This window comes from uncultured Zoogloea sp., from assembly GCF_937894855.1.
Taxonomy (GTDB): Bacteria; Pseudomonadota; Gammaproteobacteria; order Burkholderiales; family Rhodocyclaceae; genus Zoogloea; species Zoogloea oryzae.
Genome location: NZ_CALAYQ010000012.1, coordinates 1 through 20751, shown reverse-complemented (window position 1 = coordinate 20751; position 20751 = coordinate 1). Strand labels below are relative to the sequence as shown.

Below are 20751 nucleotides of genomic sequence, written 5' to 3'. Positions count from 1 at the left end.
GCGACGTGCAGTGGGCCGAGCAGACCATGCGCCTGCACATGCAGGGCACCGAGGAGTTCCTGGGCCAGCTGGCGCGGGAGCTGGCCGCGGGCACGCTGGATGGCGACGGTTTTCAGGTGCGGGCCAACCAGCACATCGCCAACAACCCCGAGCTGGTGAACATCGTGTGGGTGACCGGCGACCAGCGGGTGAAGTGGACAGCGCCCTTCGACACCACCGACTGGCTGGTGGGCGACGGGCTGTCGCAGGTGCAGGTGGCAGTGCTTGCGCGATCCCGCGAGCTGGGCCGGCCGGTGTATGGCGAGGCCTACGTGAATGGCCGCAACATGGCAGTGCTGGAGGTGTACCTGCCGGTGCAGCAGGGGCGCCAGCCGCTGGGGGCGATCGTCGCGGTGTATTCCATCGAACGGATGGTGGCGCACCTGGTGCCGAGCTGGTTCGGCGAGAAATACCGGCTGTCCTTCACCAACGCCAAGGGCGAGCTGCTGGCGGCCAATTCCACGCTGCGGGCGCTGGACGAGAGCCTCGAGTTCTCGGTGCCGCTCGATCCGCCGGGCAACGGGCTGGCGCTGCAGGCCACCGCCTACCACGTGGACAGCGAGCTGCCGAAGGGCTTTCCGATTGCGGTGATCGTCGGGCTGTCGTTCTTCGTGCTGTGGAGCCTGTGGGCATTGCGGGCCCACATGCTGCGCCGGGTGCGGGTGGAGAAGGAGCGCGACCGGCTGTTCAACCTGTCCCTCGACATGCTGGCGGTGATGGCTCACGACGGGCTGTTCCGGCGCTGCAACCCGGCCTTCGAGCGCATCCTGGGATATTCGCCCGAGGCGCTGCCGGGCAGTTCGCTCCTCGATTACATCCACCCGGACGACGTGGCCGACTCAGTGGTGCGCCTGCGCAGCCTGGCGGCAGGCACGCCGGAGGCCTTCGAGAACCGCTGCCGCTGCGCCGATGGCAGCTACCGCTGGCTGGCCTGGAGCATCAACTCGGTGCCCGAGGAGAAGCTGATGTACGCCGTCGCCCACGACATCACCGGGCGCAAGGCGGCGGAGGAGGCGCTCCACCACGAATATGCCTTCCGCCAGTCGATGGAGGAATCCCTCATCACCGGCCTGCGGGCCATCGACCTGACCGGCCGCATCACCTACGTGAACCCGGCCTTCTGCCGCATGACCGGCTGGTCGCGGGAGGAGCTGGTGGGTTCGGCTCCACCTTTCCCCTACTGGCCGCCCGACGAGATCGAGACCTTGCAGCACAACCTGGAACTCACCCTGAGCGGCAACGCGCCCTCCACCGGCTTCGAGATGCGCGTGCAGCGCAAGAACGGCGAGAGCATGGATGCGCGTTTCTACCTGTCGCCGCTGATCGACGGGGACGGCCGACAGACCGGCTGGATGGCCTCCATCACCGACATCACCGAGCCCAAGCGCGTGCGCGCCCAGCTGGAGGCCGCCCACGAGCGCTTCGTGGCGATTCTCGACGGCCTCGACGCGGCGGTGTACGTGGCCGACGCCGCCAACGACGAGATCCTCTTCGCCAACCGCGCCTTCAAGAGCATCTACGGCTTTGATGCGGTGGGCCAGCGGGTCGGCATCTACGGCCTGCCCACGCCACCCGACACCAACTGGTACGACGTGGACCCGCGCCGCCTGTCGCCCCAGCAGGTGCCCCGCGAGCTCTACGACGGCGAGCTGCAGAACGGGCTTTCCGGCCGCTGGTATCACATCCGCGAGCGTGCCACCCGCTGGGTGGATGGCCGCGTGGTGCGGATGGCGATCGCCACCGACATCACCGACAAGAAGCGCGTCGAAGAAGAAAACCGCGCCCAGCAGGAACGCCTGCAGCGCACCTCGCGCCTCATCACCATGGGCGAGATGGCCTCCACGCTGGCCCACGAGCTCAACCAGCCGCTGGCGGCGATCGCCAATTACTCGATGGGCTGCGTCAATCGCCTGCAGTCGGGCGAATATCGCCAGGAGGACATCCTCACCGCGATGCAGAAGGCCAGCGCCCAGGCCGAGCGGGCCGGGCGGATCATCCGCCGGGTGCGCGAGTTCGTGAAGAAGAGCGAGCCGCGGCGCCAGCTGGTGGCCCTGTCCGGCATCGTCGAGGACGCCATCGGCTTTGTCGAGATCGACGCCCGCCGCCACGTTGCCCAGGTGGTGAGCCAGATCCCCGCCGATCTGCCGCCGGTGTTTGCCGACACCGTGATGATCGAGCAGGTGGTGCTCAACCTCGTCAAGAACGGCATCGAGGCCATGCGCGAGACGCCCGCCGAGGAGCGCGTCCTCACGGTGTCGGCGAGGATCGCCGAGCATAATCTGGTCGAGGTGTCGGTGGCCGACCGGGGTCACGGCCTCTCCGACGAAGCCCGCGAAAAACTGTTCTCGCCGTTCTACACCACCAAGGCCGAGGGCATGGGCATGGGCCTCAACATCTGCCGCTCGATCGTCGAATTCCACAACGGCCGCCTGTGGGTGGACGCGAACCCCGCCGGAGGATGTATCTTCCGCTTCACCCTGCCTTTGGAGACTCCCCTTGAAAGCGCCCGAATCGACGCCTGAACAAATCATCTATCTGGTGGATGACGATGAAGCCCTACGGGATTCCCTCGTCTGGCTGCTCGAATCCCAGGGTTTCAAGGTCGCCGCCTTCCCGTCGGCCGAAGATTTCCTGCGCCGCTGGCGGCCGGAGTTCAACGGCTGCCTGCTGCTGGACGTGCGCATGCCGGGGATGAGCGGGCTGGAGCTCCACGAGCGCCTGCGTGCCCAGTACTGCACCCTGCCGGTCATCTTCATCACCGGCCACGGCGACGTGCCGATGGCGGTGGCGGCGCTCAAGAAGGGCGCGGTGGATTTCATCGAGAAGCCCTTCAACGATAACGACCTGCTGCACCTGGTGAGCCAGTGCCTCGCCAAGGAGCGCGAGAGCCGCGACCGCCGCCGCCAGGACGCCGAAGTCTCCCGCCGGCTCGACCAGCTCACCCAGCGCGAGCGCGAGGTGCTGGACCTCATCATCGTCGGAAAGCTGAACAAACAGATCGCCGATGTGCTCGGAATCAGTATCAAGACGGTGGAAGTCCATCGCGCCCGCGTGATGGAGAAGATGGGCGCGCAATCCCTGGCTGAGCTCGTCCAGAACGTCATGGCGATCGAAGGGGTTGCGGGTCGATCGTGATACATATTTTCAGTTGGCTTTAGAAAAAATGTATCTTTAGTTGACCTGTCTCAAGCTCGTCCGCGGCGGGGCTTTCTACACTCTCCGGCTTCATCCTGTCGGAGAGTTGCTTCATGGGGAACGCCCTGACCGCCACCGCGGCAAACCGCCTGTTCCTGTCCGGTAACGACGCCGTCGCTCACGCCGCGCGGGATGCCGGCGTGCGTGTGGCGGCCGCCTATCCCGGCACGCCGAGCACCGAGATACTCGAAGTGCTGGCCCGTTTCCCCGGCCTCTACGCCGAGTGGTCGCCCAACGAAAAGGTCGCCCTCGAAGTGGCGCTGGGCGCGTCGATGATGGGCGCCCGGGCGTTCTCTGCGATGAAGCACGTGGGGCTCAACGTGGCCTCCGACGCCCTGATGACCATGACCGTCACCGGCGTCGAGGGCGGTCTGGTGATCGCTGTGGCCGACGACGTGGCATGTCGTCATCCCAGAACGAGCAGGATTCGCGCTTCTGGGGGCGCTTCGCCCACGTGCCGGTGCTGGAGCCGGCCGATTCCCAGGAAGCCTACGACATGACCCGGGCGGCCTTCCGGCTGTCCGAGCAGTTCCGCGTGCCGGTGATCCTGCGCCTCACCACCCGCATCTGCCACGTGAAGGGCCGAGTCGAACTCGCCCCGCCCGAGGCCCACGAGCCGACCGGCTTCATCAAGGACCCGCGACGCTGGGTAATGGTGCCCGGCAACGCCAAACCGCGTCTGCCGCTGATGTTCGAGCGGGAGGCGGCCCTGCGCGCCGAGGCGTCGGTGTCGCCGCTCAATCGCATCGAATCCGGCCCCGACCGGCGGATCGGCTTCGTCACCTCCGGTCCGGCCTACATGCACGTGCGTGAGGCCTTCCCCGATGCGCCGGTGCTCAAGCTCGGGATGAGCTACCCGCTGCCCCTCGATCTGGTGCGCGAACTGGCTGCCGGGGTTGAAACCTTGCTGGTGGTGGAGGAGACCGAACCGCTCGTCGAAGCGGAGATCAAGGCCGCCGGCATCGCCTGCGTGGGCAAGGACGTGCTGCCGCGCCTGGGCGAGCTGTCGCCCGAGGTGCTGCGCCGAGGCGTGGCCCGCCTGCGCGGCGAGGCCCCGCCCGAAGTCGACGCGCTGCCGGCCCAGCAGGTCTTCCCGCGGCAGCCCACCATGTGTGTGGCCTGTCCGCATCTGGGCATCTACTACACGCTGTCCCAGCTCAAGAACATCATCATCTCCGGTGACATCGGCTGCTACACCCTGGGCGCCGGCCACCCGTGGAACGCGCTGGATACCTGCATCTCGATGGGCGCCTCGATGGGCATGGCGCTGGGCATGGACAAGGGGCGTGGCGACTCCGACCGCAACAAGAAGATCGTCGCGGTGATCGGCGACTCGACCTTCATGCACATGGGCATGCAGGGCCTGCTCGACATCACCTACAACGGCGGCAACGTGACGGTGCTGCTGCTCGACAACCGCGCGGTGGGCATGACCGGCGGCCAGGACAACCCGGCCACCGGCCGCGACATCCATGGCGCCGAAGCGCCGCGGGTGGATTTTCCGCGCATGTGCGAGGCGCTCGGGGTGAAGAAGGAGCGCATCCGGGTGGTCGATCCCTACCAGCTGCCGGTGCTCTTCAAGACGCTGCGGGAGGAGACCAAGATCGACGAGCCCTCGGTGATCATCACCGACCGGCCCTGCGTGCTCATCGACGACTACAAGAAGACGCCGCCCTACGCGGTGATCGACGACACCTGCACCGGCTGCGGCAACTGCCTCGAGGTGGGCTGCCCGGCGATCCATGTGACCCGCCGCGACAAGGCCATCAAGCCGTCGGGCAAGGAGGTCGACCTCGCCTTTGTGCGTATCGAGACCAGCGCCTGCACGGGTTGTGGGCTGTGCGTCCAGCCCTGCGCGCCAAAGGCGATTGTTCACGCCGCGCCGGTGGTGCCGGTGCGCTTCATGAGCCGTGGCTGAGGAGGGCGGTGCAATGCAACGTAATACCAACATCCTCGTATGCGGCATCGGCGGCCAGGGCGTGATGACCGCCACCGAGATCCTCGCCGAAGCGGCGCTGGCCCTCGGCTTCGACGCCAAGAAAACCGAAGTGGCGGGCATGAGCCAGCGGGGCGGGGTGGTGGTGTCGCACCTGCGCTTTGGCGAGCGGGTGCTGTCGCCCCAGATCGCCCAGGGCGAGGCCGACCTGCTGGTGGGCTTCGAGGCCGCCGAGACGCTGCGCTGGGCCCACATGCTGCGCCCGGGCGCGCCGGTGCTCACCAACACCTCGCGCCTGTCGCCGCCGGTGGTGGAGTGCGGCGTGTTCGAATTACCCGGATGATCCGGTCGGCCAGCTGCGCGCCCTGGGCGTGCCGCTGCAGGCCTTCGATGCGGCCGAGATCGCGCTGGAGTTCGGCGACATCCGCCTCGGCAACACGGTGATGCTGGGCGCCATGTCGGATCACCTGCCGTTTCCCGCCGAGGTGCTGCGGGATGCGGTCGAGGCCCGCTTCGCCCAGCGCAAGCCCGGGAAGCGCGACGTGAATCTGCGCGCCTTCGACGCCGGCCGGGAGCGGGCGGCGGCGCTGGTGGTCTAGATAGTCGGCCCAGGGCGTCACTATCGCCGGGCCGGACGAACTCCAGCGGACGGCTTCAAGGTTGATTGCAGCATCAGCGTACCCCGGAAGACATCGACGGCGTGGAGCAGGGTGCCGACCTCGGGCGGATTGGCCAAGGCGGCGATGTGCTTTTCAATGGCTTGGGGGAGGGCGCCGTGCAATCTCCCGTCGGGGCACGTTCTGTGGGTCCGATCGCTACGAGGTAGCGCAAAAACCAGTCTTCCACTTTGAACGGCGCCGCGGGCCGTTTCCAGCCGTCCGCGGGCAGGATGGCGGCTTGGGTGAGGGGCCTTTGGGGGCGGCGCCGGCGGGCAGGGTAGTTGTTGCCCCAGCTTGCTTCCGGAATGCAATAACCCTGCTCGGACTGCCTTGGACGTAAAAAAGGCCAAGAACCCTGATCTTGCTAGGTTTCTCGGCCTTCTCCGGAACATCCCGGACTCGATTCTGGTGGAGCTGGGGGGAATCGAACCCCCGTCCGCAAGCCTTCATTAAGTAGTTCTACATGCGTAGCCGCCTGATTTGAATCTCGCTGCCTTCGTCGCGCAGGAGCACGCTACGCAGGCCGCCAGTCACTTAGTCTTATTCGATACATAGTGACCCTATATCGAACCAGCCAATGTAAATGACCGCTCTGTCTTAGATCTTGCGACCCTCAACCCGGACCATCGGCCATCCGGTGAGCGGTTCGCCGGGTTTAAGCGGCGAGCGCGAACTTTTCGTCGTTGGCGTTTAATTGATTTCCAGACAGATTTACGAGCGAACTGGAGTGCTCGGCATGCCCTACATTAACTCCGCACCCACGTCGAAGCCAGGTCAGCCCCTTGTGATGCAATGTTTAGTCTCCAGCGGTGGCTGGAAAGTTCCCGATCATAACATGTCTTTCGCTCAGGCGAGATGGGGAAGGACATCCATGGGGTGGGCGATGATCGAATGGGCGCCCCAGGTGTGGATTGGATCGTCCGTGCCGAGGTAGCCGTATGCGGCGGCCAGGGTTTTCATTCCGGCGGCCTTGCCGGCTGTGATGTCACGGATGTCGTCGCCGACATACAGGCAGCGGGTCGGCTCGACGTCTATCGCGGCGCAGGCGTGCAGGAGCGGATCGGGATGGGGTTTGGCGCGGGCGGCGGTATCGCCACCCACGACGCACGCGCTTCGCGCCGTGAGACCGAGCGCGGCGATCAGCGGGTGGGTGTAACGCTCGGGCTTGTTGGTGACGATACCCCAGGGCACGCCGTGGCTTTCAAGGTGAGCCAGCAGTTCGGCCATGCCCGGGAACAGGCAGGTCCTGATACATAGTCCCTCAGCGTAAAGCTCTAGAAAGCGCGCCGCCAGCCCGGGGTAGGTGTCGGCATCCGGCAAGATGCCGAAGCCGACGCCGAGCATGCCGCGCACCCCGTGGGAGACCTGGGCGCGCACGGCTTCAAACGGGGTGGGGGCAAGTCCGTGTTCGATCTGCATGCGGTGAAGGATCCGTGCGAAATCGGGCGCGGTGTCCGCCAGGGTTCCATCGAGATCGAAGAAGACGGCGTCAGCCATGCCGGGTGGTGCGCATCAGGTAATTGACGTCGGTGTCGCGCCCGAGCGAATAGACCTTGCTGATCGGGTTGTAGGACATGCCGATGAGTTCCTCGACATCCAGGCCCGCCTCGCGCACGTAACGAGCCAGTTCGGATGGCTTGATGAACTTGGCGTACTCGTGGGTGCCCATCGGCAGCATCTTGAGCACGTATTCGGCGCCGACCACCGCCATCAGGTAAGACTTGAGGTTTCGGTTGAGCGTGGAGAAGAAGACGTGCCCGCCGGGCTTCACGAGCGCGGCGCAGGCCCTGATGGTGCTGGCTGGGTCCGGGACGTGCTCGAGCATTTCCATGCAGGTGACGACGTCAAAGCTGCCGGGGCATTCCCGGGCGATGTCTTCGGCTGAGATGTGCCGGTAATCGACGGTCTGGCCGCTTTCGTAGAGATGCAGTCGGGCCACGCCGAGGGCTTTCTCCGAAAGGTCGACCCCTGTGACCTGTGCCCCGCGGGCTGCCATGGACTCGGCGAGGATGCCGCCGCCACAGCCGATATCGACGACTTTCTTGCCGGCGATCTGGGCGGCGCCGTCGATCCAGTCGAGCCGCAAGGGGTTGATCTGGTGAAGCGGTTTGAATTCGGATTCGGGATCCCACCAGCGGTGGGCGAGGTCACTGAATTTCTGCAGTTCGGCGGGATCGGCGTTCATCGTGAGTTGGCTTTGAATCGAAATGACAGGGTGCGATTGTATTGCGCCCGGCTGAAAAACAAAAAGCCCTGCAGGGCAGGGCTTTTTGAGTACGACGTGAAGTCTGAAGATCGACGGATTACTTGGTGCCGATGACTTCGATTTCGACGCGACGATCCGGCTGCAGGCAATCGACCAGCTTCTTGTTCTTGCCGCTTTCCTTGCCGAGGTTGTTGCACTTGCCAGTGGTGACGGGCTGCTTCTCGCCCTTGCCTTCAGTGTAAACACGGTTGGCTTCAACGCCCTTGCCGACCAGGTAGGTCTTGACGGCGGCAGCACGCTTCTCGGACAGCTTCTGGTTGTAGGCGTCGCCACCGATGCGGTCGGTGTGGCCAACGGCCAGGATCACTTCCAGCTTCACGGTCTTGGCCTTGGCAGCCAGATCGTCAAGCTTGGCCTTGCCGGCGGGCAGCAGGACGGCCTTGTCGAATTCAAAGAGGGCGTCGGCAGCCAGCTTGACCTTGTCGGAAACCGGAGCGACAGCAGCCGGAGCAGCAGCCTTGGCGCCAGCAGCCGGAGCGGCAGCAACAACGCACTTGTCAGCCGGGACGACATCCTTGTCGCATTCGCAGCCAACCGGCAGGTTGTTGTCAGCCTGCAGGGTGTTGGTGGCGGCGGCCGGGGTCCAGTAGCCAGTGCGCCAGCAGAGGTCGAAACCGCTGCGAGCAACGACGTTGCGGCCATCGATCACGTAAGGCACTTCGCCTTTCGTATCGACAACGACGTCTTTGGCGAAGCTGGCGGAAGCGGACAGGCCGAGAGCGGCAAGTGCGGCGGCCATCAGCAGTTGTTTTTTGGCTTGTTTGATCATCGTTTTCCTCGTCGCAAGGCAAAGGGATAGAACCGGAAAATTCATCCATGCCGCTTGAGCGCATTACGAACTCAGGCAGCATATCCAATTCATTGGCGGAGCTTATTCTGCCATAGGCGGGCGATGCCCAATAGCTCCGTGTTGGTTATTTGCAACAGTTTCCCATGCTTTACTCGCCGTTGTCCACCGACCCACACGTCCGACACTGCGCGGCGGTCCAGCACGTGGATGAGGTGGGATGCCGGATGGTAACAGGGTAGCTCGTCCGGGTCGTCGATCCTGAGGGCGGCGATGTCGGCGGCCTTGCCGGGTTCGATCGAACCGATCTCCGCGTCGAGCCCGAGGGCACGGGCGCCGCCCAGGGTGGCCATCCGCAGGGCCTGGTGGGCGGGCAGGGTGGCGGCGTCGCTGGTCTGGAGCTTTGCAAGGAGGCTCGCCTGGCGCATCTCGCGCAGCAGGTCGAGGCGGTTGTTGCTCGCTGCACCGTCGCTGCCCAGCCCGACCGCCAGCTGGCGATCAAGCAGGGACGCGACTGGCGCGGCGCCGCTGGCGAGCTTCATGTTGGACGTGGGGCAGTGGGCAATGGCGCACTGGTGGATCGCCAGCCGTTCGATGTCCTCGGTGTCGAGATGGACGGCGTGGACGCCGATTAGGCTGGGGCCGAGCAGTCCGAGGGATTCGAGCCGGGCGACGGGGCGCTGTCCGAACTCCCTGACGCTGTCGGCGACTTCACCGGCGGTTTCGTGGATATGTATATGGATGGGCAGTTCGAGTTCGTCGGCGAGGGCGCCGATGCGCTCGAAGCTCTTGTTGGAGACGGTGTAGGGTGCGTGGGGTGCGAGGGCGAAGCGGATCAGCGGATTGTCGCGCCAGGCGTCGCGGGCTTCGAGGCCCTTGCGCAGGTAGTCGTCGGCGTCGGCGGCGTACTGGGAGGGGAATTCGATGACGGTGATCCCGAGCACGCCGCGCAGCCCGAGGCGTGCGAAGGCTTCGGCTGTGGCCTCGGGGAAGAAGTACATGTCGTTGCAGGTGGTGATGCCGCCCCGGAGCATCTCGGCGGCGGCGAGCAGGCTGCCATCCCGCACGAAGGCGTGGGAGGCGTGGCGGGATTCGGCGGGCCAGATCGCCTCCTGCAGCCAGCGCATCAGCGGGAGGTCGTCGGCCAGGCCGCGCATGAGGGTCATGGCGGCATGGCAGTGGAGATTGACGAAGCCGGGAGTGACGATGTGGTCGGGCAGGCTGACGGTTTCGGTGGCGGCAAACCGGGTTCGCGCCTCGGCGATGGGCAGGACGGCGACGATGCGCCCATCGTGCACCGCGATCGCGTGGTGCTCGAAGGTGGTGTTGTCCGGCTCCACGGGAATGATCCAGCGGGCTTCGATGAGCAGGTCGACCGGCGTCGGTGTCATGGTGGTTCTCGGCGTGGGCGGAAAAAACCCCGCGCTGGGCGGGGTTTGGATGAAACAGAAGCGGGCCGATCGTTACTTGGCCGTGCCCTTGACGTCCACGGTGACGCGGCGATTGGGGGCGAGGCACTCGATCAGCTTCTTGCGGCCGAGCTTGTCGTCGCAGCTCTTGATCGGCTGGGTCTTGCCGGCGCCCATGGTGTCGATCACGTCGGCGTTCATGCCGCGGCTGACGAGGTAGGCGCGGACGGCATCGGCGCGCTTGTCGGAGAGCTTCTGGTTGTAGCTCTGGGAGCCGAGGCGGTCGGTGTGGCCGGTGACGATGACGGCGGTGACTTGGGCGCAGCTGGAGAGCTTGCCGATGATCGCGCTGTCGAGATGGGCCTTGGCGGCCGGGGTGAGCGTGGCCTTGTTGAAGGCGAAGCCGGTGTCGGCAGCCAGGTGGCTGGTGAAATCACACTTGGGTGCGACGGCCGGTGCGGCCGGGGCTGCGGGCGCTGCCGGTGCAGCGGCGCGGGCAGGGGGCGAACACTTCTCGGCGCCGACGACGTCCTTGTCGCATTCGCAGCCCACGGGCAGTTCGCCTGCCTTCACCTCGCCGGCGGCCGCGGGCGTCCAGTAACCGGTGCGCCAGCACAGATCGGTGCCGCTCTTGACGACAGCGTTGCGCTGGTCGATGGCGTAGGGGACTTCGCCCTTCGGATCGACGACGATGTCCTTGGATTGCGCCATGGCCGACAGGCTGGCGAGCATCAGGACGGTGGCGGACGCCAGGCGAAACTTGGCTGCGTTCATGGGGTTTCCTCCTCAGGTTGGATGGGGCGCTCGGGGCACCCGTCTCGTGATGGTGATTGACCTGCCGATTAGAGCATATGAAGCCGGGCCGTCACAACGAACAAGGAGCGCACACGGATGGGCAGGTCGGGGCGTGGTGGGTGATGCGAGCCGAAAGCGGCTTGCGGCGGCGTGCTAAACTTACCGTTTTTCGTCTCTTCGACGAATAGTCGATTCCTCGCGGTGCCATGATCCCGTTCGCCAAAGAAACCTTACCCATCAGCCTCGAAGACGAGATGCGTCACGCCTACCTGGATTACGCGATGAGCGTGATCGTCGGGCGGGCCCTGCCGGATGTACGCGATGGCCTGAAACCCGTGCATCGGCGCGTGCTGTTTGCCATGCACGAGCTGGGCAACGACTGGAACAAGGCTTACAAGAAATCCGCCCGTATCGTCGGTGACGTGATCGGTAAGTATCACCCCCACGGCGATCAGTCGGTTTACGACACCATCGTGCGGATGGCCCAGGATTTCTCGCTGCGCTACATGCTGGTGGATGGCCAGGGCAACTTCGGCTCGGTGGATGGCGACAGCGCGGCGGCCATGCGTTACACCGAAATCCGCATGGCCAAGATCGGCCACGAGCTGCTGGCCGACATCGACAAGGAAACCGTCGACTTCGGCCCCAACTACGACGGCTCCGAGAAAGAGCCGCTGGTGCTGCCGGCGCGCATCCCGAACCTGCTCATCAACGGCTCCGGCGGTATCGCGGTGGGCATGGCGACCAACATTCCGCCCCACAACCTCACCGAAGTCGTCGATGCCTGCCTGCGCCTGCTGCAGGAGCCCGATGTTTCCATCGACGAGCTCATCAAGATCGTCCCCGCCCCGGATTTTCCCACCGCCGCGCTGATCTACGGCCTCTCCGGCGTGCACGAAGGCTACCGCACCGGCCGCGGTCGGGTGGTGATGCGCGCGCGCACGCACTTCGAGGACATCGGCAAGGGCGATCGCCAGGCGATCATCGTCGACGAGATCCCGTATCAGGTTAACAAGAAGACCCTGCTCGAGAAGATCGCCGAGCTGGTGAACGAAAAGCGGATCGAAGGCATCAGCGAGATCCGCGACGAATCCGACAAGTCGGGCATGCGCGTGGTCATCGAGCTCAAGCGTAACGAGATGCCCGACGTGGTGCTGAACAACCTGTTCAAGCAGACCCAGCTGCAGGACACCTTCGGCATGAACATGGTGGCGCTGGTGGATGGCAAGCCGCGCCTGCTCAACCTGCGCCAGATGATCGACTGCTTCCTCGCCCACCGGCGCGAGGTGGTCACCCGTCGCACCATCTTCGAACTGCGCAAGGCCCGCGAGCGCGGCCACATCCTCGAAGGCCTGGCCGTTGCGCTCTCGAACGTGGACGAGATCATCGCCCTCATCAAGGCCGCGCCCACGCCGCCGGAAGCCAAGAAGGCGCTGATGGGCCGCCAGTGGCGTTCGGCGCTGGTCGAGGAGATGCTCCACCGCGCCGTTGCCGACGCTGCCGCCTTCCGCCCCGAAGGCCTCGCGCCGGAGTTCGGCCTGTCGGAGCAGGGCTACCGCCTCTCCGACGCTCAGGCGCAAGCGATCCTTGAACTGCGCCTGCAGCGCCTGACCGGCCTCGAACAGGACAAGATCGTCGCGGAATACCGCGAGGTGATGGACACCATCGCCGACCTGCTGGACATCCTGGCCCGGCCGGAGCGGATCACCGCGATCATCGGCGACGAGCTTGCGCTCATCAAGCAGCAGTTCGGCGACCCGCGCCGCTCCGAGGTGGTGATGAACACCGCCGACATCAATATCGAGGATCTGATCGCGCCCCAGGATATGGTCGTCACTCTGTCCCACACCGGCTACTTCAAGCGCCAGCCGCTCACCGACTACCGCGCCCAGAAGCGCGGCGGCCGTGGTAAGCAGGCGGCGGCGGTCAAGGACGACGACTTCGTCGACCAGCTCTTCGTGGCCAACACCCACGACCACATCCTGTGCTTCTCCAATCGTGGCCGGCTGTACTGGCTCAAGGTGTATGAGGTGCCGGAAGGCAACCGCAATTCCCGCGGCAAGCCCATCGTCAACCTCTTCCCGCTGCTGGAGGGTGAGAAGATCACCGCCGTGCTGCCGGTCAAGGAGTTCGACGAAGGTCACTTCATCTTCATGGCCACCGCCCAGGGCACCGTCAAGAAGACCCCGCTCACCGACTTCTCCAACCCCCGCAAGGCCGGCATCATCGCCGTGGGGCTGGACGAGGGCGACTTCCTGGTTGGCGTGGCGATCACCGACGGCAAGCACGACGTGATGATGTTCTCCGACGCCGGCAAGGCGGTGCGCTTCTCCGAGAACGATGTGCGTCCGATGGGCCGTCAGGCCCGCGGCGTGCGCGGCATGATGCTCGAGGAGGGCCAGAGCGTGATCGCGATGGTGGTCTCCGGCGACGAATCGCCGAGCGTGCTCACCGCCACCGAAAACGGCTTCGGCAAGCGCACCCCGATCGCCGAATACACCCGCCACGGCCGCGGCACCAAGGGCATGATCGCGATCCAGACCTCCGACCGTAACGGCAAGGTCGTCGCCGCCACGCTGGTTACCGAGAAGGATCAGCTGATGCTGATCACCACCGGCGGTGTTCTGGTGCGCACCCGCGTCTCCGAGATCCGCGAGATGGGCCGCGCCACCCAGGGCGTGACGCTGATCTCGGTGGATGAGGGCAGCACCCTCTCCGGCGTGCAGAAGATCCTCGAAGGCGACGAGGACGAGCAGGAAGTCGGCGGCGAAGGCGCCCCGGAAGCCTGAGGCTTGAGCAGCAAGAGCAACCCGTAATTCAGGATTCAGACGATGCGTATCTTCAATTTCTCGGCGGGGCCGGCAGTGCTGCCGACTCCGGTCCTCGAAAAGGCCCGCGACGAACTCCTCGACTGGCATGGTCGCGGCATGAGCATCATGGAGATGTCCCACCGGGGCAAGGATTTCACCGGCGTGATCGAATCGGCCGAGGCCGACCTGCGCACGCTGATGGGCATCCCGTCCAGCTACAAGGTGCTGTTCCTGCAGGGCGGGGCCACCCAGATGTTCGCGCAGATCCCGATGAATCTGCTGGCCGGCGGCTCGGCGGATTACGTGGTCACCGGTTCGTGGTCGAAGAAGGCCATCAAGGAAGCCCAGCGCGTCGGCAAGGCGCGTCTGGCGGGCTCCACCGAGGCCGATGCCTTCACCCGCCTGCCGGGCGCCGGCGAGCTGAGCTTCGATCCTTCGGCTGCCTACGTGCATCTGTGCACCAACGAAACCATCCACGGCGTCGAGATGTTCGACCTGCCCGAAACGCCGGCCGGCGTGCCGGTGGTGGCCGACATGAGCTCGCACATCCTGTCGCGTCCGATGGACGTCTCGAAGTACGGGTTGATCTACGCCGGCGCGCAAAAGAACATCGGCCCGGCTGGCCTCGTCATCGTGATCGTCCGCGAAGACCTGCTGGGCAAGGCTGCGCCCACCACGCCCACCGTGATGGACTTTGCGGTGATGGCCGAGAACGGCTCGATGCTCAACACCCCACCGACCTTCAGCATCTATCTGGCGGGGCTGATCTTCAAGCACCTGCTCGCCAAGGGGGGCGTGGCTGCGGTCGAGGCGGCCAACATCGCCAAGGCAAAGCGGCTCTATGACGCGATCGATGGCAGCGGCGGCTTCTACCGCAACCCGGTGGCGGTCGATTGCCGCTCGCGCATGAACGTGCCCTTCACTCTGGCCGATGGCGCGCTGGATGCCGCATTCCTGGCGGCTGCTGCCGAGCGCCGGCTGGAAGGGCTCAAGGGCCACAAGTCGGTGGGAGGCATGCGGGCGTCGATCTACAACGCCATGTCGCTCGAAGGCATCGACGCGCTGGTCGAGCTGATGCAGGATTTCGCTGCGCGCCGGGCGTGAGCGGCGCATTTTCAGGAGAGGGCATGAACGAGGGGATGCTGCAGGAACTGGGTGTTGTTCGCGCCCAGATCGACGCCATCGACGCACAGATCCTGGCGCTGCTCAACGAGCGCGCCAGATGCGCCCAGCACGTGGGTGAAATCAAGGCCAAGTATGGCGAGTTCGGGCAGGTTTACCGCCCCGAGCGCGAAGCCCAGGTGCTGCGCCGCATCCAGGATCTCAACGCCGGGCCGCTGCCCGACGAGAGCGTCACCTTCTTCTTCCGGGAGGTGATGTCGGCCTGCCTGTCCCTCGAGAACCCCCTCGGCGTGGCCTTTCTTGGCCCGCTGGGCACCTTTTCCGAGAGCGCTGCGGTCAAGCACTTCGGCCACGCCGCGCGGCTGGCGCCCCAGGGCAGCATCGACGACGTGTTCCGCGAGGTCGAAGCCGGTCATGCCCAGTATGGCGTCGTGCCGGTCGAGAATTCCACCGAGGGCGCCGTCGGTCGCACCCTTGATCTGCTCTTCGGCACCTCGCTCAAGATCTGCGGCGAGGTGGTCGTGCGTATCCATCAGCACCTGATGACCCGCGAGTCCAGCCTTGGCAGCATCCGCAAGGTGTATTCCCACGCCCAGTCCCTGGCTCAGTGCCACGAGTGGCTCAACCGCTCGCTGCCCGGCGTGCCGCGGATTCCCGTCGGCAGCAACGCCGAAGCGGCCCGGCTGGCATCCCTCGAGCCGGGCGCCGCGGCGATCGCCGGCGAGGCAGCCTCTGAGCGCTACGACCTGCCGCGGCTGGTCGAGAACATCGAGGACGAGCCCAACAACACCACCCGCTTCTTCGTGCTCGGTCGCCACGACGCCGGCCGCTCTGGCGCCGACAAGACCTCACTGATCATGTCCGCCAGCAACCGCCCCGGTGCGATGCACGAACTGCTCGCCCCGCTGGCCGATGCGGGCGTGTCCATGAGTCGCCTCGAATCGCGCCCGGCCCGCTCGGCCCTGTGGGAATACGTGTTCTACGTGGACGTCGAAGGCCATCGCGACGATCCGGCGGTCAAGGCTGCCCTCGATGCCCTGGCCGATCGGGCTGCCTGTCTGAAAGTCCTGGGTTCCTACCCCCAGGCTGTGTACTGATTTCTCCTGGAGTCTCCGATGCGTTTGTGTGATCTGGCGCCCGCCCACATCCGGGCGATCTCTCCCTATCAGCCTGGCAAGCCGATTTCCGAACTGGCCCGCGAGATGGGGCTGGCCGAGGAATCCATCGTCAAGCTCGCCTCCAACGAGAACCCCCTCGGTGTCGGCGAGAAGGCCCGCGCCGCGATGCAGGCGTCGCTTGCCGACATCGCCCGCTACCCCGACGGCAACGGTTTCGAGTTGAAGGACGCCCTGTGCCGCCGCTACGGCGTGGCGATGAACCAGATCGTCCTCGGCAACGGCTCCAACGACATCCTCGAGATGGTCGCCGGCGCCTTCCTCGGCCCCGACCGCGACGCGATCTACGCCCAGCACGCCTTCGCCGTCTATCCGCTCGCGACCCAGGCGGCCGGCGCCCGCGGCATCGAAGTGCCGGCCAAGGCGTTCGGCCACGACCTCGACGCCATGCTGGCGGCGATCACGCCGGCCACCCGCGTCATCTTCATCGCCAACCCCAACAACCCCACCGGGACCTTCGTGCCCGGAGCCGAGCTCGAGGCCTTTCTCGCCCGTGTGCCGGCGGATGTGCTGGTGGTGCTGGACGAGGCCTACACCGAATACCTCGCCCCGGCCGACCGCTACGACGCCATCGCCTGGGTTGCCCGCTTCCCCAACCTGCTGGTCAGCCGCACCTTCTCGAAGGCGTATGGGCTCGCCGGCCTGCGTGTGGGCTACGGCATCGGCAACCCGGCGGTGATCGACCTGCTCAACCGGGTGCGTCAGCCGTTCAACGTGTGCATCCCGGGCCTCGCCGCCGCGGCTGCGGCGCTATTCGACGACGAATTCCTCCAGCGCAGCTTCGAGCTCAACGCCGCCGGCATGAAGCAGTTGTGCGACGGCTTCACGCGCCTTGGGCTGGAGTGGATCCCGTCCTACGGCAACTTCGTCACCTTCAAGGTGGGCGATGGCGCCGGCGTCAATCAGCGCCTGCTGCGCCAGGGCGTGATCGTCCGCCCCATCGGCGGCTACGGCATGCCCGAATGGCTGCGCGTCTCCATCGGCCTCGAGAGCGAGAACGCCCGCTTCCTCGAAGTCCTGCCTGCAGCCCTGGCCTGAGCGGTGCCCGGCGTGAACAAGATCGACAAGCTGGTCGTCTGCGGCGTCGGCCTGATCGGTGGCTCCTTCGCCCTCGCGCTGCGCAAGGCGGGCCTCGTCAATCACATCGTCGGCGTGGGGCGTCGCCCCGAGCCTCTGGCCAAGGCCCGCGAACTCGGCCTCATCGACGAAATCTCCACCGACTGGGCAACGGCCCTGCAGGGCGCTGATCTGGTCCTGCTGGCGATGCCGGTCGGCCAGATGGACGCCGTGGCGGCGGCCATTGCCCCGCATCTGGGCCCTGACACCATCGTCACCGATGCCGGCAGCACCAAGCGCGACGTGATCGAGGCGATCTACCGCCACCTGGGCCATCGCCTGCCCAACGTGGTGCCTGCGCACCCCATCGCCGGCGCCGAGAAGAGCGGCCCGGTGGCGGCCCGCGCCGAGCTCTACGTCGGCCGCAAGGTGGTCGTCACGCCGCTGCCCGAGAACCGCCCCGAGGCCATCGCCCGGGTGCGGGATGTCTGGGCGGCCTGCGGCGCCGTGCTCCACGAGATGAGCCCCCAGGAACACGACCGCGTCTTCGCCGCCGTCAGCCACCTGCCGCACCTCCTGGCCTTCGGCCTGGTGCACGATCTGGCCGGCCGCGCCAACGCCGAGCAGCTCTTCAGCTACGCCGCGAGCGGCTTCCGGGATTTCACCCGGGTGGCCGGCAGCCATCCCGAGATGTGGCGGGACATCTGCGTGGCCAACCGTCATTCGCTGCTCGCCGAACTCGACGCCTATCTTTCCGAATTGGCCTATCTGCGCGCCCTGCTGGTGGCGGGCGATGGCCCGGCGCTGGAGGCCGTCTTCGATGAAGCCAGCCGCGCCCGCAACACCTGGGCCGACAAGGCCTTTCCGGCCTCGCCTTCGGGCGAGTGAGCCCGTTCCGATTGTCGAGCCTTCCGTCCGGCTGCCATCGCCGGCTGCGGGCGGAAGCGCCACCCCCTGAAATAGGAGTCCCCATGGAATTCATCGATCTGCCGCCGATGCTGAAGGCCGCCGGCACCGTGCGCCTGCCCGGCTCGAAGAGCATCTCCAACCGCGTGCTGCTGCTGGCGGCGCTGGCCGAGGGCGAGACCCTCGTCGAGGCGCTGCTTGATTCCGACGACACGCGCGTGATGCGCAACGCCATCGTCGCGCTGGGCGTGCCCGTGGCCGAGGAGGGCGACGCCCTGCGGGTGACGGGCTGCGGCGGCCGCTTTGGCCAGCTCAAGGCCGATCTTTTTGTGGGCAACTCCGGCCTCAGCATCCGCACCCTGGTGCCGGCCATCGTCGCCAGCCTGTCGGGTTGCGACGATCCGGGCGCGGTGGTGAGCCTGTCGGGCGTGCCGCGCATGCACGAGCGCCCCATCGGCGATCTGGTGGACGGCCTCAAGCAGCTCGGCGCGTGCGTCGAATGGCTGGGGCAGGAGGGCTATCCGCCCCTGGCGCTCAAGCCGGCCCAACTGGGCGCCGAGCGCGTCAGCGTGCGCGGCAACGTGTCCAGCCAGTTCCTCACCGGGCTGCTGCAGGCGGCGCCGCTGGTGGCCCGCGACAAGCCCCTCATCATCGACGTGGAAGGCGAGCTCATCAGCCGGCCCTACGTCGAGATCACCCTCAACCTGATGGAGCGCTTCGGCGTGATCGTCCAGCGCGACGGCTGGAGCCGCTTCATCGTGCCGGCCGGCCAGGGCTACGTGTCGCCGGGGCGGATCGCCGTTGAGGGCGATGCCTCCACCGCCAGCTACTTCCTTGCCGCCGGCGCGCTGGGCGGTGGCCCCGTGCGGGTGGTCGGTGCCGGCAAGCGCAGCATCCAGGGCGACGTGAAGTTCGCCGATGCGCTGGCCGAGATGGGCGCCGAGATCACCTGGGGCGACGACTGGATCGAAGCGCGAGGCCCGGCCTCCGGCAAGCTCAAGGCCATCGATCTGGACCTCAACCACATCCCGGATGCCGCGATGACCCTGGCCGTCGCGGCGCTCTTTGCCGACGGCACCACCCATCTACGCAACATCGGCAGCTGGCGGGTCAAGGAAACCGACCGCATCGCCGCCATGGCGACCGAGCTGCGCAAGCTTGGCGCGGAGGTCGAGGAGTTCTCCGAGAGCATCCGCATCACCCCGCCTGCCCAGCTGCAGCGGGCGGTGATCGACACCTACGAGGATCACCGGGTCGCGATGTGCTTCTCCCTCGCCACCCTGGGCGGCCCGTACGTGCGCATCAATGACCCGAAGTGCGTGAACAAGACCTTCCCGGAATACTTCACCACCTTTGCCGGCATCGCCACGCCGGTGCCGGTGATCGGCATTGACGGCCCGTCGGCGTCCGGCAAGGGCACCGTCGGCGCCCGGGTAGCCGAGGCCCTGGGTTTCCAGCACCTGGACAGCGGCTCCCTGTACCGCCTCGTCGCTCTCGCCGGGATGCGCGAAGGCGTGGCCCTGGACGACGAAGCGGCGCTCGCCCGCATCGCCGCTGCGCTGCCGGCGACCTTCGAAGGCGACACGGTGTTCCTCGCCGGCGACGATGTGACCAACGCCATCCGCAGCGAAGCCTGCTCGGTGGGCGCCTCCAAGGTGGCCGTCCTGCCGGCGGTTCGCGAGGCGCTGTTCTGGCGCCAGCGCGCCTACCGTCGTGCCCCCGGGCTGGTAGCCGAAGGGCGTGACATCGGCTCGGTGATCTTCCCTGATGCCCCGGTCAAGATCTTCCTCACCGCGTCTGCCGAAGCGCGCGCCGAACGTCGATATAAGCAGTTGATCGATAAAGGAATGCCTGCTAACATGGACGATCTGCTCAGTGACTTGCGTGAACGTGACGCCCGGGATTCCCAGCGCGCCGTCGCGCCACTGAAAAGAAGCGAGGATGCAGCGCTGCTCGATACATCGGAAATGACCATCCAACAGGCGGTCGATTTCGTGCTTCAGCAGGCCGCGGTACTTCGTAGCTGACGTCTTCCGCAGCCCGCCCGGGCGCGGAAGTTTTTCAACCAACCGCCGTGTCACAACGGTTGTAAGGTTCTTTTTTTCTATGTCCACTGCCACCCCTGCTTCCTTCGAGGAAAGTTTTGCCGCGCTGTTTGAGGAGTCCCTCAATCGCCAGGAAATGCGCGCCGGTGAAGTCATCACCGCCGAAGTCGTGCGTATCGACCAGAACTTCGTGGTCGTCAACGCCGGCCTGAAGTCCGAGAGCTACATCCCCCTCGACGAATTCCGCACCGACCGCGGTGAGCTTGCCGCCCAAGTCGGCGACTACGTCCAGGTTGCCATCGAGCAGCTCGAAGACGGCTACGGCGAGACCCGCCTTTCCCGCGACAAGGCCAAGCGCATCGCCGCCTGGAACGACCTCGACAAGGCCCTGAACGACGCGATCCTCGTCAAGGGCATGATCACCGGCAAGGTGAAGGGTGGCCTGACCGTCATGGTCAATGGCATTCGCGCCTTCCTCCCGGGTTCCCTGGTCGACATGCGTCCGGTCAAGGACACCACCCCGTTCGAAGGCAAGGAATTCGAATTCCGCG

The 20751-nt window shown here is 66.1% G+C and carries 16 protein-coding genes, 1 other RNA gene and 1 pseudogene; 12 read left to right on the top strand and 6 right to left on the bottom strand.

The window, feature by feature from the left end:
* The 5 genes and pseudogenes from Q0672_RS01110 to Q0672_RS23470 all read left to right on the top strand — a co-directional run.
* Nucleotides 1–2561 (top strand): PAS domain S-box protein (locus Q0672_RS01110; RefSeq protein ID WP_298618875.1); only part of this gene is annotated, 2561 nt, incomplete at its 5' end.
* Nucleotides 2536–3174: a response regulator transcription factor gene (locus tag Q0672_RS01105; RefSeq protein ID WP_298618873.1), complete on the top strand. Its 639-nt coding sequence runs from the start codon at nt 2536–2538 to the stop codon at nt 3172–3174. The genes Q0672_RS01110 and Q0672_RS01105, both read left to right, overlap by 26 nt.
* A gap of 113 nt (nt 3175–3287) precedes the next feature.
* Nucleotides 3288–5152: pseudogene (locus tag Q0672_RS01100) on the top strand (thiamine pyrophosphate-dependent enzyme).
* A 13-nt stretch (nt 5153–5165) separates the two neighbouring features.
* Nucleotides 5166–5513, top strand: coding sequence for an indolepyruvate oxidoreductase subunit beta (locus Q0672_RS23475; protein WP_367179906.1), 348 nt, complete (start codon nt 5166–5168; stop codon nt 5511–5513).
* Nucleotides 5514–5541: 28 nt separating this feature from the next.
* A complete protein-coding gene (locus Q0672_RS23470) occupies nt 5542–5769 on the top strand; it encodes a 2-oxoacid:acceptor oxidoreductase family protein (protein ID WP_367179904.1) in 228 nt (75 codons plus the stop codon).
* Nucleotides 5770–6235: 466 nt separating this feature from the next.
* Here the strand turns inward: Q0672_RS23470 and ssrA are convergent.
* The 6 genes from ssrA to Q0672_RS01065 all read right to left on the bottom strand — a co-directional run bounded on the left by ssrA (nt 6236) and on the right by Q0672_RS01065 (nt 11065).
* Nucleotides 6236–6611: a transfer-messenger RNA gene (gene ssrA, locus Q0672_RS01090) on the bottom strand.
* Nucleotides 6612–6675: 64 nt separating this feature from the next.
* Nucleotides 6676–7326 (bottom strand): phosphoglycolate phosphatase, encoded by a 651-nt coding sequence (gene gph, locus Q0672_RS01085; protein ID WP_298618871.1) that lies wholly within the window; start codon nt 7324–7326, stop codon nt 6676–6678.
* On the bottom strand, nt 7319–8014 hold the full coding sequence (gene ubiG, locus Q0672_RS01080) for a bifunctional 2-polyprenyl-6-hydroxyphenol methylase/3-demethylubiquinol 3-O-methyltransferase UbiG (RefSeq protein WP_284188248.1): 696 nt from the start codon (nt 8012–8014) through the stop codon (nt 7319–7321). The genes gph and ubiG overlap by 8 nt, the downstream gene beginning before the upstream one ends.
* 118 nt (nt 8015–8132) lie before the next feature.
* Nucleotides 8133–8864, bottom strand: coding sequence for an OmpA family protein (locus Q0672_RS01075; RefSeq protein ID WP_298618868.1), 732 nt, complete (start codon nt 8862–8864; stop codon nt 8133–8135).
* Nucleotides 8865–8953: 89 nt separating this feature from the next.
* The gene (locus Q0672_RS01070) at nt 8954–10273 is read right to left on the bottom strand and encodes a TRZ/ATZ family hydrolase (protein WP_298618866.1); all 1320 of its coding nucleotides are present in this window, start codon (nt 10271–10273) and stop codon (nt 8954–8956) included.
* A 72-nt stretch (nt 10274–10345) separates the two neighbouring features.
* Nucleotides 10346–11065 carry an OmpA family protein gene (locus Q0672_RS01065; protein ID WP_298618864.1) on the bottom strand — a complete coding sequence of 240 codons (720 nt, stop codon included), beginning with the start codon at nt 11063–11065 and terminating at the stop codon, nt 10346–10348.
* A gap of 227 nt (nt 11066–11292) precedes the next feature.
* Between Q0672_RS01065 and gyrA the strand changes: the two genes are divergently transcribed.
* The 7 genes from gyrA to Q0672_RS01030 form a co-directional block, all read left to right on the top strand.
* Nucleotides 11293–13875 (top strand): DNA gyrase subunit A, encoded by a 2583-nt coding sequence (gene gyrA / locus Q0672_RS01060; protein ID WP_298618862.1) that lies wholly within the window; start codon nt 11293–11295, stop codon nt 13873–13875.
* Nucleotides 13876–13917: 42 nt separating this feature from the next.
* Entirely contained in the window at nt 13918–15000 is a 1083-nt protein-coding gene (gene serC, locus Q0672_RS01055) for a 3-phosphoserine/phosphohydroxythreonine transaminase (protein ID WP_298618860.1), read from the top strand.
* Nucleotides 15001–15023: 23 nt separating this feature from the next.
* A complete protein-coding gene (pheA, locus tag Q0672_RS01050; protein ID WP_367179903.1) occupies nt 15024–16115 on the top strand; it encodes a prephenate dehydratase in 1092 nt (363 codons plus the stop codon).
* A gap of 18 nt (nt 16116–16133) precedes the next feature.
* The gene (gene hisC / locus Q0672_RS01045) at nt 16134–17231 is read left to right on the top strand and encodes a histidinol-phosphate transaminase (protein ID WP_298618858.1); all 1098 of its coding nucleotides are present in this window, start codon (nt 16134–16136) and stop codon (nt 17229–17231) included.
* Between the two features lie 12 nt (nt 17232–17243).
* The gene (locus Q0672_RS01040; protein ID WP_298618857.1) at nt 17244–18137 is read left to right on the top strand and encodes a prephenate dehydrogenase/arogenate dehydrogenase family protein; all 894 of its coding nucleotides are present in this window, start codon (nt 17244–17246) and stop codon (nt 18135–18137) included.
* An 83-nt stretch (nt 18138–18220) separates the two neighbouring features.
* The gene (locus Q0672_RS01035) at nt 18221–20182 is read left to right on the top strand and encodes a bifunctional 3-phosphoshikimate 1-carboxyvinyltransferase/cytidylate kinase (protein ID WP_298618856.1); all 1962 of its coding nucleotides are present in this window, start codon (nt 18221–18223) and stop codon (nt 20180–20182) included.
* A 79-nt stretch (nt 20183–20261) separates the two neighbouring features.
* A partial coding sequence (locus Q0672_RS01030) for a S1 RNA-binding domain-containing protein (RefSeq protein ID WP_298618854.1) occupies nt 20262–20751 on the top strand: 490 nt, incomplete at its 3' end.